Origin of the sequence: Pseudalkalibacillus decolorationis (genome assembly GCF_024609785.1) — a bacterium.
GTDB lineage: Bacteria > Bacillota > Bacilli > Bacillales > Fictibacillaceae > Pseudalkalibacillus > Pseudalkalibacillus decolorationis.
Map to the genome: position 1 here is coordinate 44,738 of NZ_JANHJQ010000028.1, position 15,172 is coordinate 59,909.

Genomic DNA, 15,172 nt, shown 5'->3' on the forward strand with positions numbered 1-15,172 from the left:
ACTAATGAAGAACGATATGCAGGAGATCTTGATTTCAGAGGATGAAATTCAAGTAAAGGTGAAGGAGCTTGCAGAACAGCTTTCAAATGAATATAGGGATCGTTTTCCACTCGTGATCGGGGTTTTAAAAGGTGCATTACCCTTTATGGCAGATCTGGTCAAACGTATGGATGTCCACGTTGAGCTCGATTTTATGGATGTTTCAAGCTATGGGAATTCTACCGTTTCCTCAGGAGAGGTTAAGATCATTAAGGATTTAAATACGTCAATTGAAGGTCGAGATGTGCTAATTGTAGAAGATATCATTGACAGCGGACTTACATTGAATTACCTCGTAGAATTGTTTAAACACCGGAAGGCGAAATCGATTAAGATCGTCACGCTTCTCGATAAGCCTACTGGACGTAAGGTGAATCTAAAGCCTGATGTTACAGGCTTCAGTGTTCCAGATGCCTTTGTTGTTGGATATGGATTGGACTTTGCAGAACGTTATCGGAACTTACCTTTTATCGGGGTTTTGAAGCCAGAGATTTACCAGAACTAGTAAGGGCAATTTGTTGTGAAGTAATGAACAGTTATGATACTATAAATTATGATTTTCTTTATACGCGAGAGGAGGTAAGGGATGAATCGCATCTTTAGAAATACAATTTTTTATTTACTGATATTCCTTGTTGTTGTTGGGGTTGTTAGCTTTTTTAACGGCAACAATAACGACGTTCGAGAATTGCGATATGATGAATTTATTAGTGCTTTAGAAAATGATGAAGTCGAATCATTATCCATGCAGCCGAAAAATATGGTGTATGTTGTACAGGGGCAGCTAAAGTCCTATGAGGATGAGACTACTTTCGTAACGAACATACCACCCGACATGAGTAATGAAGTCCTTGCTCAGGTAAAAGAGGCTGATGTTGACGTCGAGGTGAAACAGGCTGAAGGAACGAGTGGCTGGGTAACCTTCTTTACTTCTATCATTCCTTTTGTCATTATCTTTATTTTGTTCTTCTTCCTTCTAAACCAAGCCCAAGGTGGCGGAAGCCGGGTTATGAACTTCGGGAAGAGCAAGGCAAAGCTTTATAGCGAAGAAAAGAAAAAGGTCACCTTTAAAGATGTAGCAGGTGCGGATGAGGAGAAACAAGAACTTGTTGAGGTCGTTGAGTTTCTTAAAGATCCTCGTAAGTTCGCAGCACTTGGTGCACGTATTCCGAAAGGGGTCTTGCTTGTTGGACCACCGGGAACTGGTAAAACCTTACTAGCGAGAGCTGTTGCAGGTGAGGCTGGAGTACCATTCTTCTCAATCAGTGGTTCTGACTTCGTGGAGATGTTTGTCGGGGTTGGTGCATCCCGTGTACGTGATTTATTTGAAAACGCGAAGAAAAATGCTCCATGTATTATCTTTATTGATGAAATTGATGCAGTTGGTCGTCAACGTGGTGCTGGACTTGGCGGAGGACACGATGAGCGTGAACAAACCTTGAACCAGTTACTCGTTGAAATGGATGGATTCAGTGCTAACGAAGGTATTATTATCGTTGCCGCAACAAACCGACCTGATATACTCGACCCAGCCTTGTTACGTCCGGGTCGTTTCGACAGACAGATTCCTGTAGGCCGTCCAGATGTTAAGGGACGTGAAGCAGTATTACGTGTTCACGCACGAAATAAACCACTTGCTGAAGAGGTTGATTTAAAAACAGTTGCAATGCGGACACCTGGATTTTCTGGTGCGGACCTCGAGAACCTATTAAATGAGGCTGCCCTTGTTGCTGCTAGACGGAATAAAAAGAAAGTCGATATGGAAGACATCGACGAAGCCACGGATAGAGTTATTGCAGGTCCAGCTAAGAAGAGTAGGGTTATTTCTAAGAAAGAAAAAGACATCGTTGCTTATCATGAAGCGGGCCATACGATAATCGGACTTGTTCTTGATGATGCAGAGATCGTCCATAAAGTTACGATTGTGCCTCGTGGTCAAGCAGGTGGATATGCGGTAACACTTCCTAAAGAAGACCGTTACTTTATGACTAAACCGGAATTGGTTGATAAGATTACAGGCCTTTTAGGTGGACGCGTCGCTGAAGAGATCTCATTCGGCGAAGCCAGCACTGGTGCAAGTAACGACTTCCAACGTGCCACTAGTATTGCGCGCAAGATGGTCACAGAGTTTGGAATGAGTGAAAAGCTTGGTCCGATGCAATTCGGACAAGGTTCGGGGGGCAATGTCTTCCTCGGACGCGATATCCAAAATGAGCAAAACTACAGTGATGCAATTGCTCATGATATTGATCTTGAAGTACAAAAGATCATTAAGGGAGCATATAACAACTGTAAGGAGATTCTTGTTCAAAATCAGGATAAATTGAATCTTATTGCCGAAACGTTAAAAGAAGTTGAAACACTTGATGGTGAACAAATTAAGTCACTTTATGAAACCGGAAAAATGCCGGAGGGGTATGAAACTCCAAAGAAAAAAGCTGACGAAGAAGATGTTAAGGTAACGATTACGAAAAAAGAAGAAAATGCTAATGATGTAAGTGATGATGCATCTTCAACTGAAGAACCACCATCTGACGAAAACAAAAAAGATTAATGATAAAGAGATTGACTCTACGTTGAGTCAGTCTCTTTTTTTATGAGTAAAGAAAGTATAAAAGTTTGCGGCATGGATGTAATGTCCAGCTTCAGCGCCCAGCCACTTGGATCACTTCAGTCCTCCTGCGGCGGCAACAGCCTCCTCGTCGGTCTTCCAGTGACCTTCGTGGCTAAGCAGGGCGCTTGCGCTTTTCTTAAAAGGTAAGAAAGTATAAAATTTTGATGCAGAGAGGCAATGTCTAGCTCCAGCGCCCAGCCACTCGGATCACTTCAGTCCCTTCCGGCGGCAACAGCCTCCTCAGTGGCCTTCCAGTGACCTTCGTGGCTACCCAAGGCGCTTGCGCTTTTCTTAATGATAAGTATGACGTGTTTTCAGAGGTTGTTTGTGATATAACTAAAGAGAGAAAATGGCATAGATAGTGGGGATTTGAATGATTCTTGTAATGGATGTAGGAAATACTAATATCGTTCTTGGCGTTTATGATGGGGACGAATTAAAATATCATTGGCGTGTCGGAACAAGCCGTAAGAAATCTGAAGATGAATACGGAATGTTTATTTCTAACCTTTTAACTCATGTTGGATTACAATTTAAGGATATTGATGGCATTATAATTTCGTCTGTTGTTCCACCGATCATGTTTCCGCTTGAAAAGATGTGTGAAAAGTACTTTGGAATACAGCCGATGGTAATTGGTCCTGGAATAAAGACGGGGCTCAATATTAAGACTGAAAATCCTAGAGAGGTAGGAGCAGACCGTATTGTTAATGCAGTTGCAGCAATAAATGAGTACGGAAGTCCGCTAATCATTGTTGATTTCGGAACAGCGACTACGTATTGTTTTGTTGATGAACAGAGAAATTATTTGGGTGGAGCGATTTCACCAGGTATAGGAATCTCGACCGAAGCCTTATATACACATGCGGCTAAATTGCCGAGGATTGAAATTAACAGTCCCGATAGCGTAATCGGAAAAAATACAGTGAGTGCAATGCAGGCAGGAATTTTCTATGGCTACATAGGCCAAGTCGAGGGAATTGTACAGCGAATGAAAGCTAAGGTGAGTGCCAGTCCGAAAGTAATTGCTACTGGCGGACTTGCTCGTTTAATTGGTAAGGAATCTCCTTTAATTGATGTGGTTGATCCATTCCTTACACTTAAAGGTCTTCAACTTATCTATCGCAAAAATATGGAATTAAATTAAAGAAATATTGAATAGGACAGTTATTTTTAAGGAGGAAAGTCCCTCATGTCAGACTACTTAGTAAAAGCATTAGCTTTTGACGGGAATGTCAGAGCATATGCGGTAAACACAACAGAAATGATTAAAGAAGCCCAGCGCAGACAGCAAACTTTGCCAACAGCATCTGCTGCATTAGGAAGAGCGATGACCGCATCGACAATGATGGCTTCTATGTTAAAGGGGGAAAAAAATAAACTTACCGTGAAAATTGAAGGCGGTGGTCCAATTGGTGCAATTATCGTCGATTCAAATTCAAAAGGCGGGACGCGCGGATATGTATCCAACCCTGAGGTCCACTTTGATTTAAATGAGAAAGGAAAGCTCGATGTCGCACGAGCTGTTGGAAAAGATGGTTTTCTTTCTGTTGTTAAGGATCTAGGTCTTCGGGAAAACTTTACTGGCCAAGTCCCGCTTATTTCAGGCGAGCTGGGAGAAGACTTTACCTACTATTTTGTTTCCTCCGAACAGATCCCATCAGCAGTTGCTGTTGGAGTACTTGTGAATCCGGACAATTCGATTCTCGCATCTGGTGGATTCATCATTCAAATAATGCCGGGTGCAGCAGATGAAATGATTACGTTTATTGAAAAGCGCCTTGAAAACATTGATCCTGTATCGAAGCTTATTGAAAAAGGATTGACTCCTGAGGAATTGTTATACAACGCTCTAGGTCAGGAGAATGTCAAGATCTTGGATAAATCCGATGTTCAATTTTCATGTAGCTGTTCCAAGGAACGAATTGCAGATGCGATTATAAGTATTGGAGAAGAAGAGATCCAAAATATGATTGATGAGGATGGTCAAGCAGAAGCGAATTGTCATTTTTGCAATGAATCTTACCATTTCACGAAAGAAAATTTGATTCATTTAAAAGATGAAGCAATTAAAGGGAAAAGGTAATGCTTTGTGTCGATTGAACATATGACTTTAGGAGGTTGTTAAAAAAGTCCGGGGGCTCACAGGATGTGAGTCAGTTCAACGTTGTCACAGGACGTGACGATTTTTAGTTGAACCTCATTAATCTCGGCTCTTTTTATCCTCCTTTTTGAACATGCACTTAAAATAATTGAAAAAATTTTCTTCCGATGATATTATTGAAACATATTATTCCGATAAAAATACTCAGCATTGAGGAGTGAAAGGTATGAGAGTGGGAAAGTCAATTGTAGATTTGATTGGTCAAACACCTATTGTTAAGCTGAACCGGTTGACAGATTCAGAGGATGCGGAGGTTTATTTAAAGCTTGAATTTATGAACCCCGGAAGTAGTGTTAAAGATCGTATTGCTGCAGCGATGATTGAGGCTGCTGAGCGAGAGGGTAAGCTGAAAGAGGGAGATACGATCATTGAACCGACAAGTGGAAATACTGGAATTGGTTTAGCAATGGTTGCAGCTGCGAAAGGGCTGCGTACGGTTCTTGTTATGCCTGATACCATGAGTATGGAGCGTCGCAATCTTTTACGTGCTTACGGTGCTGAACTCATACTTACACCAGGACCTGAAGGGATGAAGGGTGCGATCGCTAAAGCGGAGGAGCTTGTAAACGAGAAGGGCTATTTTATGCCGCAACAATTCCAAAACGAAGCAAATCCAATCGTTCATAGGGATACGACAGGGAAAGAAATTGTCGAGCAAATGGGAGATCAACTAGATGCGTTCGTTTCCGGTATTGGTACGGGTGGAACGATTACAGGTGCAGGTGAAGTTTTAAAAGAAAAGTATCCATCGATCAAAATTTATGCCATTGAGCCTGCTGACTCTGCTATTCTATCTGGTGGAAAACCTGGTCCGCATAAAATCCAAGGACTTGGTGCAGGGTTTATTCCATCTATCCTAAGTACTACTGTCTATGACGAAGTGTTAACGGTTACGACTGAAGAATCATTTGAATATGCAAGAAGAGCGGCAAGAGAAGAAGGAATTCTTGGTGGGATTTCTTCCGGAGCAGCAATATCGGCAGCTGTTAGAGTCGCGAAGAAACTAGGTAAAGGTAAGAAAGTACTTGCTGTCCTTCCAAGCAACGGTGAACGCTACTTAAGTACACCGCTTTATCAATTTGATGAAGAATAAATGAATGATCGAGGAAAGGCATGGACATGAAAGTCAACCACAGTGTTTTTTTATACTGTGGTTTTTTTATATGAAGGTAAGATAGTGTAAAATTTGCTGCATAGATGCGATGTCTAGCTTCAGCGCCCAGGTGTTCGAGGTCGCTTCGATTCTTCCACAAACACGAAAAAGCGTGTTGTGTTACAGAATCTCCAGCGCTTGCACTAAAGCATAAGTGCAACTAAGGTAATCGCCTAAAAAGCTTGGCGCTTACCAAGTTTTCTTTATCACACCTGAACAGGGCGCTTCCGCTTTTCTTTACGTTAAGGATGCATCAGAATAAAACTGTTAAGAACTGGTGTGTACTTTTTCGTGTCAGACCTTCTCGCTTCATGTACAATAAAAGAGGAAAAAAGCACGGCCAGGAGTGGACAAATATGCAACCAACAACAAAAAAACGTTTCCTACGAACAAAACCATTTAATCGAACCGATTGGTTTGAACGATACAAAGCCTTAACGAGTAACGAACGGCATCATGTTCTGCTTGAGAGTGGCAGGGGCGGGAACTTTCATATAATTGGCCTCACCCCAACAGCTATTTTAAAAGGGAAAAAGGATCAATTAGAAATACAGAGCACTAATGGTACAACAACAGAAACCGGCGATTTACTAGACCTTGTCCAGAGTTATTTACAAACAACGGACATTGTTTTTAATGACTCGATTTCGCAAGAACTTCCTGATTTTAAAGGTGGGGCGGTTGGCTATATCAGTTATGATGTAGCAAGACAAATCGAACGATTACCCGAAGAGACCGCTGATGATCTAAATATGCCGGATGTTTATTTTATGGTATTTGAAGAACTAATCATACTTGATATAAATACGAACCGACTAACGTTCATCACTCATATTGAAGAAGGGGATGACGAACTTGGTGTGGCCCAATTGGATTCCCTAGAAAATAAATGGCTTGGTGCAGATGAAGTAGTCAGGGAAGAACAATTTATACTTCCTACACCTACTAAGCCCTATAAACCTTACTCGATGGATGAAGCTGCATTTCATTCAGCGGTTGAACAAATACAGGAATATATCCGAGACGGGGATGTTTTTCAAGTTAACTTATCTGTTCGTCAATCACAGCTACTTCATACAAATCCTAAGCAGATCTATGAACAGCTAAGAGAATTTAACCCGTCACCCTACATGGGTTACTTTCATACACCTGACTTTCAACTTGTAAACGGATCACCAGAGCTTCTTGTAAAGAAAAAAGGAAATGAAGTAAGTACCCGTCCGATAGCCGGAACGAGGTCACGGGGTCGGGATGAAGTTGAGGATGATATACTGGCAAAAACGTTAATTGAGAATGAGAAGGAACGTGCAGAACATGTTATGCTTGTAGATTTAGAACGTAATGATCTCGGACGTGTCTGTCAATATGGCTCTGTAGACGTAAATGAGTTCATGGTCATTGAAAAATACTCACACGTTATGCATATCGTATCAAATGTTCAAGGGATCCTTCATCACGATCACGATGCAATGGATGTTATTCGTGCTACATTCCCTGGTGGAACAATAACAGGAGCCCCAAAAGTTCGTACGATGGAAATCATTGAAGAATTGGAATCGGTTCGCCGCGGAGTTTATACAGGCTCCATTGGTTGGATTGGGTTTGATGGAGATATGGAAATGAATATTGCGATACGGACAATGATTTGTCAGGACGGTTGGGCTCATGTTCAGGCAGGGGCGGGCATTGTAATTGACTCAAACCCTCCAGCAGAATATAAAGAGAGCTTGAAAAAGGCGAAAGCACTTTGGCATGCAAAGGAATTGAGTGAACAAGCTAAGGAAGGGATGATTCAACGATGATTATAATGATCGATAATTACGATTCTTTTACTTATAATCTCGTACAGTATCTTGGGGAGCTTGGCGAGGAAATATATGTGAAACGGAACGATGAGATAACCATACAGGAGATTGAACAACTGAATCCAAGTTATTTGATGATTTCACCAGGTCCGTGTAGTCCGAACGAAGCTGGAATAAGTCTTGAAGCCATACATTACTTTGCTGGCAAGATTCCTATTCTGGGAGTATGTCTTGGTCACCAGTCCATTGCCCAGGTGTTTGGTGGCAACATTGAGAGATCTCATCGTTTAATGCATGGCAAAACATCGTTGATTCATCATGATCAAAAAACCTTGTTTCAAGATCTTGATGGACCGTTTGTCGCAACACGGTACCATTCATTGATCGTCAATCGGGAAAGCCTCCCGGATTGCTTTGAGATTTCAGCTGAAACCGCTGAAGGAGAGATTATGGCTATTCGTCACAAATCTCTCCCTGTCGAAGGTGTCCAGTTCCATCCAGAGTCGATCATGACCTCAAGCGGCAAGCAGCTATTACAAAATTTTATACATTCGTATGGACGTGACAAGCAATGTATCTCTATTTAAACGGCTCTTATGTAAGAAAAGAAGAAGCGCAAATTTCCCCTTTTGATTACGGGTTTCTATATGGATTGGGTGTTTTTGAAACGTTTCGGTTGTATGATGGACACCCATTTTTACTGGATGATCACCTTGATCGTTTAAACAGAGCACTAGAAGATTTAAAGATTAGAAAGCTAATAACCAAACAAGAAATTATTGCTTGTTTGGCAAAATTAATGCAAATGAATGGTTGGGCAGATGCGAGTATTCGTCTTAATATTTCAGCAGGTATTGGAAAGCCTGGCTTACAAACGATTGAATACACGGATCCGACAGTGTTCATATACGGCGGCGAACTCCAACCAGCTCCAAGTACAATGAACTCGAAGGAAGGGACGATTCTAACCATCCGTCGTAATACACCAGAAGGAAATGAGCGCTGGAAGTCTCATCACTTTTTAAATAACATTTTGGCTAAACAAGAATTAGGTGGAGATCCACTAACAGAGGGGATTTTCTTAACCGATGATGGACATGTAGCAGAAGGGATTACCTCAAATATCTTCTGGGTAAAAGCGGGTACCGTTTATACACCTTCGATTGATACGGGCATTTTAAATGGGATAACGAGGCAATATGTTCTCTCTTTATGTGAGAAACTACAAATACCTTTTTGTATAGGTGAATTTCCAAAAGAGGCTTTAATGGATGCAGATGAATGCTTTGTGACCAATTCTGTTCAGGAAATCGTTGGGCTCTCCCGAATAGGGGAGCACCAATTCGCTGGGACGAAAGGCAAACTTACAACTACATTATTTTCTCAATACGTAGAAAGCCGACATAAGCTCTGGACGAGAAGAATTTAGAAAGGAACATTATCATGCAATATAACCCGGTATTTATTTATCCGAAAAATGAAGCAGACGCAATGAATGAACTGTTATCAATCGAGGCAAGAATTGATACAGTTAGCCGTGAACAGCTACTCCAAAGCAAAACGATCATCCGCATAGAAGGACTTACAATTAAAACGGCATGGAAGCTCAAGCAGTGTCTACTACAATGTGGACAAAATTGCCTTTTAAATGAGCGTGCTGAAGAGCTTGAAGCAGGTGAAACTCATGGGTTAATTGTTGGACATACACCTGGTATTCATAAAGCGATGGAAGCGCTAGAATCGTTTGAAAGCAATAACGCCAATCTATTGAGTGTTGAAATCAGGCAACTGCTTGACGGTGAAAAACGAATGGATCAGCCTTGGAACATACAGCTCGCAGATAGAATGATTGATTTGAACGAAAGGACATGGATCATGGGTATCTTAAACATAACCCCAGATTCATTTTCGGATGGAGGTCAATATAACGAATCGGTTGACCTAGCCGTCGAGCATGTAAGAAAAATGGTCGATGCAGGTGCAGATTTCATTGATATAGGTGGCGAATCAACTCGACCAGGTGCGGAAACGGTTAGTCTTGAAGATGAATTGAGTCGAGTCATCCCGATTATAAAAGCAATCAAGCAAGAGGTTAACGTTCCCATTTCGATTGATACGTATAAAGCAGAGGTTGCCAAACAAGCGGTTGGAGCTGGTGCGGACATCATTAACGATATCTGGGGGGCAAAAGCTGACACAAGAATGGCAAAAGTAGCAGCTGAATTACAAGTACCGATTATCTTGATGCACAATAGGGACAACCGAGCCTACGATCATCTCATGGCAGACATCGTAAAGGATTTACGTGAGAGTATTAATCTTGTTAAGAGTGCTGGTGTAAAAGAGGAAAACATCATCCTCGATCCGGGCATCGGGTTTGCGAAGACGTACGAAGATAACCTTGAGGTGATGAATAAGCTTGAGACGATTACAGCAATGGGATTCCCGGTTCTGCTCGGTACGTCGCGTAAATCGTTTATTGGTCGCGTGCTTGATACCGAAACAAATGAACGCATTGAAGGCACAGGAGCAACAACATGCCTTGGAATCCAAAAGGGTTGTCAGATCATACGTATCCATGATGTGCTCGAGAACAAACGAATGGCAATGATGATGGACGCAATGCTAACAAGGAGGACGATTTTGAATGGATAAAATTTATATTACCAACATGAAATTTTATGGTTATCACGGTGTCTATCCAGAAGAGCAGAAACTTGGGCAGCGGTTTAATGTTGACCTTGTCTTAGGATGTGATCTCATAAATGCGTCTAACTCGGACAATATCGAACATACAGTTCATTATGGACAAGCTTATGAGATAACAAAAGAAATTGTTGAAGGTGAGCCGCGAAAGCTCGTAGAAACCGTAGCGGAGCAAATTTCACACGCATTATTACAACAATTCACGATTCTTACTTCATGTACTGTAAAAGTGATTAAGCCAGATCCCCCAATTCCAGGCCATTATGATTCTGTTGCGATCGAGATAACAAGGACCCGGTCATGAATTACGTTTATCTTGCCTTAGGATCCAATATTGGTAAACGGGATGCTTATTTAAGACGCGCCCTACAAACGATCGATCAATTGCACGAAACAAAAGTAAAACGTGTGAGCTCAATTTATGAAACGGAACCTATCGGATACACTGATCAGGATGCTTTTCTAAATATGGTTGCTTATATAGAAACTACCTATTCATCGAGTACTTTACTTGAGGAGCTCCAAAGAATTGAGAAGCAATTAGATCGAAAACGCAATATTCATTGGGGCCCGAGAACATTAGACCTTGACATTTTGTTATATAATCAAGAGAATATACAAACAGAAGAACTAAAGGTACCACACCCTAGAATGCTGGAACGAGGATTTGTTATGATTCCTTTATATGAGTTGCAACCAGACTTGCAATTTCCACATACGAATGAACATTTTTCGACGATCATGGAAGAACGAATCAATCATGAAGGAGTATACGTATGGAAGCGGAACAATGGGGCAGGAGAATTCGGGCTTTTCGAAAATTGAAAGGCTACACACAAGAAGAGTTGGCAAGGGCAATGACAATATCCGTTTCGATCCTCGGAGAAATTGAACGGGGAATACGACTCCCGACTCAAGATCAAATAAACAAAGTAACTGAAGTTCTTAATATATCGTTAGAAGAGTTGTCACCTAAGGACGACTCAACTTATTTGCAGAGAGGTGAAAGAGATGTTTCAAATCGGTGATATTCAACTAAAAAACCGTGTCGTTCTTGCTCCAATGGCAGGTGTTTGTAACCCTGCATTTCGCTTGATAGCAAAAGAGTTCGGCGCAGGTCTTGTATGTGCAGAAATGGTTAGTGATAAAGCAATTCTGCATAGAAATGACAAAACGATGCGGATGTTATATGTCGATGAAAGAGAAAAGCCTTTAAGCCTTCAAATCTTCGGTGGTGAAAAAGAGACTCTCGTCGAAGCTGCTAAACACGTAGATGATTATACGAATGCAGACATTATTGACATTAACATGGGCTGTCCCGTTCCTAAAATTACAAAATGTGATGCAGGGGCTAAATGGCTCTTAGATCCACAAAAGATCCATGATATGGTGGCGGCTGTCGTACCAGAAGTCAAAAAGCCGGTTACTGTTAAAATGCGTATGGGCTGGGACGAAGATCATATTTTAGCTGTTGAAAATGCAAAGGCTATAGAGGAAGCAGGCGGTAAAGCGGTTGCCCTCCATGGTCGTACACGTGTGCAAATGTATGAAGGAAAAGCGAACTGGGATATTATACGTCAAGTAAAGGAATCGGTATCAATCCCTGTTATAGGCAACGGTGACGTGACTGTTCCTCAAGATGCGAAGCGGATGCTTGAAACAACTGGATGTGATGCAGTTATGATAGGGCGCGGCGCACTCGGAAATCCATGGATGCTATACCGTACCGTTCAGTATCTTGAAACAGAAGAACTGCTTGGCGATCCAACTCCAAGTGAAAAAATCAAGGTGTGTATGCTGCACTATGATCGCTTGATTGAACTAAAAGGCGAAGACATCGCAATGAAAGAAATGAGGAAGCATGCTGCATGGTACCTGAAAGGTCTACCTAAAAATGCAAAGATACGTAATAAAATTAACGAGCTCGACTCTAAAGAAGAATTAGAGCAAGTATTATTTAATTATGTTCAAGAAGTGGAAGCAAAGCAAAAACAGGTAGGATAATGTAAGTAGTATAGCGAATAGTAGTTCTATACCTCTTGGTGTCTGCACAATGAACCGAACGTTTAGGAGGATGACTATGAGTGTAAATCCAACCAGACTAACGAGTGAAGGCATCAAGGCGCTGGCAACGGAACTAATGGACGTATACGACAGACGAAACAAGCCTCAGTTCAATACAGAGGAAATGCTTACGCAGGAAAGTCGATTTTCGGTCAAACGAATACAGGAGCTAGAACACCTCTTGTATTCTGCTGAACTATTGCCCGATGAACAGAATGAAATTATCTCGATTGGTGCAACGGTTAAACTTTTGGATGTGTATTTGAAAGAAATAGACACATATCGCCTCGTACATCCTGTAGAAGCTTCCCCGGTAAAGAAGCTGCTTTCTGTTGAATCGTTGCTCGGAAAAGAACTGCTTTCAAAGAAAAAGGGAGATGTGGTCACCATACATCTTCAAGGTAAATCCATTCAATATCAAATCATAGATGTGAAATAAAGCATCAGATATACCCATGGGAGTGATTAGATGAGTCAAGACGTCGAATTAAACGACCAACTACTCGTGCGAAGAGAGAAACTAAACAATCTGCGTAACCTTGGGATCGATCCGTTCGGTCACCGATTTGAACGCAGTCATACTGCAAAGGCTATGACCACAGCATTTGGAGAACAATCGAAAGAAGACCTTGCCGAAAACAATCATGAAGTTTCATTTGCGGGTCGCGTAATGACTAAGCGAGGTAAGGGGAAAGCAGGGTTTGCCCACGTTCAAGACCTAACAGGGCAAACCCAAATATACGTACGTAAAGACAGCGTAGGTGAAGACCAATACGAGCTTTTCAATGCCATTGACATTGGAGATATTGTCGGAGTGAAAGGGATTGCTTTTAAAACCAAAGTAGGAGAACTCTCTATTAAAGTGACTGAGTTTACCTTGTTATCAAAATCATTACGTCCACTTCCGGATAAGTTCCATGGGTTAAAAGACATTGAACAGCGTTACCGTCAACGTTATGTAGATCTAATTATGAACCCTGAAGTAAAAGATACGTTTATTACTCGAAGTAAAATCTTGCAGTCAATGCGCCGTTATCTAGATTCAACAGGATTCTTAGAAGTAGAAACACCAACAATGCACTCGATCCCAGGCGGAGCTTCAGCCCGCCCGTTTATTACTCATCACAACACGCTTGATATGGAGCTATATATGCGTATCGCAATCGAGTTACACCTTAAGCGCCTTATTGTTGGTGGAATGGAAAAGGTCTATGAAATTGGCCGGGTATTCCGTAATGAAGGTGTATCGACGCGTCATAACCCTGAATTCACGATGCTTGAATTATATGAAGCCTATGCAGACTATAAGGATGTTATGGCACTCACCGAAAACTTGCTTGCACATATTGCCCAAGAAGTTCTCGGAACGATGACCATTACTTATGGTGAACACGAAGTTAATTTAAAGCCTGAGTGGACTCGAATCCATATGGTCGATGCGATTAAAGAGCATACAGGCGTTGATTTCTGGAAAGAGATGAGTGACGAAGAAGCTCGTTCGCTTGCCAAAGAACATAATGTACCTGTCCAGAATACGATGTCATTCGGACATGTCGTAAATGAATTCTTTGAGCATTTTGTTGAAGAGAAGCTTATTCAACCAACCTTTGTATATGGACAACCAGTTGCCATTTCACCACTTGCGAAAAAGAACGAAGAGGATCCACGCTTTACGGATCGATTCGAACTCTTTATCGTCGGCCGTGAGCATGCAAATGCGTTTACCGAGCTTAACGATCCGATTGACCAAAAAGAACGTTTTGAATCTCAGTTAAAAGAAAGGGAAGAAGGAAACGACGAAGCACACATGATGGATGAGGACTTTATTGAAGCGCTCGAATACGGATTGCCTCCTACAGGTGGGTTAGGAATCGGTATCGATCGTGTGATCATGCTTCTGACAAACTCTCCTTCAATTAGGGATGTTTTGTTATTCCCACAAATGAGACAACGTTAAATTAATCATATTAAAGATCTCATAGGACTCAGGCCTTTCTTAAACCTGCATTTAGTAGCTTTAAAGGTTTCTTCTAAATGTTGTGCTTAAGTTGGTCTGGTTCTTTTTTTAGAAGTGAAGTATAAAGTCTTGTTGAGCCAATCACTTGGATCAGTTCAGCTCCCCCTGCAGCGGCAGGCAGCCTCCTTGTTGGCCTTTCTAGTGGCCGCCTGCGTTTTTAATGTATTGATTTGTGAGAAGACCATGTTGTTTTAAAATGATATAAACTATTTTTGAGAAAAACCTTGATATATCCTTGAAAAGATGGTATATTATTTTTCGTCGCTGGAAAAACTGTATTCGCGACAACACGAAAATAGGTGTTGACACTAACATCCTCGTGTGATACATTAGTAAAGTCGCCAATAAGCGACACGGTCTTTTAAAAGAGACCAATAAAGCTCTTTGAAAACTGAACAAAAGCCAAGCGTGAAACGGGTTTTGAATAACCCTGATTAATTTTTAAAATGAATGAGCAAGTCAAACACTTTATTGGAGAGTTTGATCCTGGCTCAGGACGAACGCTGGCGGCGTGCCTAATACATGCAAGTCGAGCGAACCAACGAGGAGCTTGCTCCTCAGCGGTTAGCGGCGGACGGGTGAGTAACACGTGGGCAACCTGCCTGTAAGA

The 15,172-nt window shown here is 41.6% G+C and carries 15 protein-coding genes and 1 rRNA gene; all 16 read left to right on the forward strand.

Annotation, left to right across the window (positions count from 1 at the left end; translation table 11 throughout):
• Nucleotides 1-4: 4 nt before the first annotated feature.
• Nucleotides 5-544, forward strand: a complete 540-nt coding sequence (hpt, locus tag NON16_RS20665; protein WP_257351312.1) for a hypoxanthine phosphoribosyltransferase — start codon at nucleotides 5-7, stop codon at nucleotides 542-544.
• 81 nt (nucleotides 545-625) lie between these two features.
• On the forward strand, nucleotides 626-2,593 hold the full coding sequence (ftsH, locus tag NON16_RS20670) for an ATP-dependent zinc metalloprotease FtsH (RefSeq protein WP_257351313.1): 1,968 nt from the start codon (nucleotides 626-628) through the stop codon (nucleotides 2,591-2,593).
• 433 nt (nucleotides 2,594-3,026) lie between these two features.
• Nucleotides 3,027-3,800 carry a type III pantothenate kinase gene (locus NON16_RS20675; protein WP_257351314.1) on the forward strand — a complete coding sequence of 258 codons (774 nt, stop codon included), beginning with the start codon at nucleotides 3,027-3,029 and terminating at the stop codon, nucleotides 3,798-3,800.
• A gap of 45 nt (nucleotides 3,801-3,845) precedes the next feature.
• Nucleotides 3,846-4,739 (forward strand): Hsp33 family molecular chaperone HslO, encoded by an 894-nt coding sequence (gene hslO / locus NON16_RS20680; RefSeq protein ID WP_257351315.1) that lies wholly within the window; start codon nucleotides 3,846-3,848, stop codon nucleotides 4,737-4,739.
• 244 nt (nucleotides 4,740-4,983) lie between these two features.
• A complete protein-coding gene (gene cysK / locus NON16_RS20685; protein WP_257351316.1) occupies nucleotides 4,984-5,910 on the forward strand; it encodes a cysteine synthase A in 927 nt (308 codons plus the stop codon).
• Between the two features lie 416 nt (nucleotides 5,911-6,326).
• Entirely contained in the window at nucleotides 6,327-7,772 is a 1,446-nt protein-coding gene (gene pabB / locus NON16_RS20690; RefSeq protein WP_257351317.1) for an aminodeoxychorismate synthase, component I, read from the forward strand.
• Complete coding sequence (pabA, locus tag NON16_RS20695; protein ID WP_257351318.1) at nucleotides 7,769-8,362, forward strand: aminodeoxychorismate/anthranilate synthase component II; 594 nt, start codon at nucleotides 7,769-7,771, stop codon at nucleotides 8,360-8,362. Before pabB ends, pabA begins: the two co-directional genes overlap by 4 nt.
• Entirely contained in the window at nucleotides 8,347-9,204 is an 858-nt protein-coding gene (gene pabC / locus NON16_RS20700; RefSeq protein WP_257351319.1) for an aminodeoxychorismate lyase, read from the forward strand. Before pabA ends, pabC begins: the two co-directional genes overlap by 16 nt.
• A 380-nt stretch (nucleotides 9,205-9,584) precedes the next feature.
• Nucleotides 9,585-10,430, forward strand: a complete 846-nt coding sequence (folP, locus tag NON16_RS20705) for a dihydropteroate synthase (protein ID WP_257351328.1) — start codon at nucleotides 9,585-9,587, stop codon at nucleotides 10,428-10,430.
• Nucleotides 10,423-10,785 (forward strand): dihydroneopterin aldolase, encoded by a 363-nt coding sequence (gene folB / locus NON16_RS20710; protein WP_257351320.1) that lies wholly within the window; start codon nucleotides 10,423-10,425, stop codon nucleotides 10,783-10,785. The genes folP and folB overlap by 8 nt, the downstream gene beginning before the upstream one ends.
• Nucleotides 10,782-11,306 (forward strand): 2-amino-4-hydroxy-6-hydroxymethyldihydropteridine diphosphokinase, encoded by a 525-nt coding sequence (gene folK, locus NON16_RS20715; RefSeq protein WP_257351321.1) that lies wholly within the window; start codon nucleotides 10,782-10,784, stop codon nucleotides 11,304-11,306. Before folB ends, folK begins: the two co-directional genes overlap by 4 nt.
• Nucleotides 11,258-11,509, forward strand: coding sequence for a helix-turn-helix domain-containing protein (locus NON16_RS20720; protein ID WP_257351322.1), 252 nt, complete (start codon nucleotides 11,258-11,260; stop codon nucleotides 11,507-11,509). The genes folK and NON16_RS20720 overlap by 49 nt, the downstream gene beginning before the upstream one ends.
• Nucleotides 11,493-12,485: a tRNA dihydrouridine synthase DusB gene (dusB, locus tag NON16_RS20725; protein WP_257351323.1), complete on the forward strand. Its 993-nt coding sequence runs from the start codon at nucleotides 11,493-11,495 to the stop codon at nucleotides 12,483-12,485. Before NON16_RS20720 ends, dusB begins: the two co-directional genes overlap by 17 nt.
• Before the next feature lie 76 nt (nucleotides 12,486-12,561).
• A complete protein-coding gene (locus NON16_RS20730; protein WP_257351324.1) occupies nucleotides 12,562-12,984 on the forward strand; it encodes a GreA/GreB family elongation factor in 423 nt (140 codons plus the stop codon).
• 30 nt (nucleotides 12,985-13,014) lie between these two features.
• Nucleotides 13,015-14,502, forward strand: coding sequence for a lysine--tRNA ligase (gene lysS, locus NON16_RS20735; RefSeq protein ID WP_257351325.1), 1,488 nt, complete (start codon nucleotides 13,015-13,017; stop codon nucleotides 14,500-14,502).
• Between the two features lie 528 nt (nucleotides 14,503-15,030).
• Nucleotides 15,031-15,172: ribosomal RNA gene (locus NON16_RS20740) — 16S ribosomal RNA — on the forward strand; the annotation flags it as partial.

Bases quoted from the DNA above. Each gene is read 5' to 3' on its own strand.
- pabC (WP_257351319.1), top strand. From the start codon at position 8,347: ATGTATCTCTATTTAAACGGCTCTTATGTAAGAAAAGAAGAAGCGCAA.
- folB (WP_257351320.1), top strand. From the start codon at position 10,423: ATGGATAAAATTTATATTACCAACATGAAATTTTATGGTTATCACGGT.
- hslO (WP_257351315.1), top strand. From the start codon at position 3,846: ATGTCAGACTACTTAGTAAAAGCATTAGCTTTTGACGGGAATGTCAGA.
- NON16_RS20730 (WP_257351324.1), top strand. From the start codon at position 12,562: ATGAGTGTAAATCCAACCAGACTAACGAGTGAAGGCATCAAGGCGCTG.
- pabB (WP_257351317.1), top strand. From the start codon at position 6,327: ATGCAACCAACAACAAAAAAACGTTTCCTACGAACAAAACCATTTAAT.
- lysS (WP_257351325.1), top strand. From the start codon at position 13,015: ATGAGTCAAGACGTCGAATTAAACGACCAACTACTCGTGCGAAGAGAG.
- cysK (WP_257351316.1), top strand. From the start codon at position 4,984: ATGAGAGTGGGAAAGTCAATTGTAGATTTGATTGGTCAAACACCTATT.
- dusB (WP_257351323.1), top strand. From the start codon at position 11,493: ATGTTTCAAATCGGTGATATTCAACTAAAAAACCGTGTCGTTCTTGCT.
- ftsH (WP_257351313.1), top strand. From the start codon at position 626: ATGAATCGCATCTTTAGAAATACAATTTTTTATTTACTGATATTCCTT.
- pabA (WP_257351318.1), top strand. From the start codon at position 7,769: ATGATTATAATGATCGATAATTACGATTCTTTTACTTATAATCTCGTA.
- NON16_RS20720 (WP_257351322.1), top strand. From the start codon at position 11,258: ATGGAAGCGGAACAATGGGGCAGGAGAATTCGGGCTTTTCGAAAATTG.
- folP (WP_257351328.1), top strand. From the start codon at position 9,585: ATGGATCAGCCTTGGAACATACAGCTCGCAGATAGAATGATTGATTTG.
- folK (WP_257351321.1), top strand. From the start codon at position 10,782: ATGAATTACGTTTATCTTGCCTTAGGATCCAATATTGGTAAACGGGAT.
- NON16_RS20675 (WP_257351314.1), top strand. From the start codon at position 3,027: ATGATTCTTGTAATGGATGTAGGAAATACTAATATCGTTCTTGGCGTT.
- hpt (WP_257351312.1), top strand. From the start codon at position 5: ATGAAGAACGATATGCAGGAGATCTTGATTTCAGAGGATGAAATTCAA.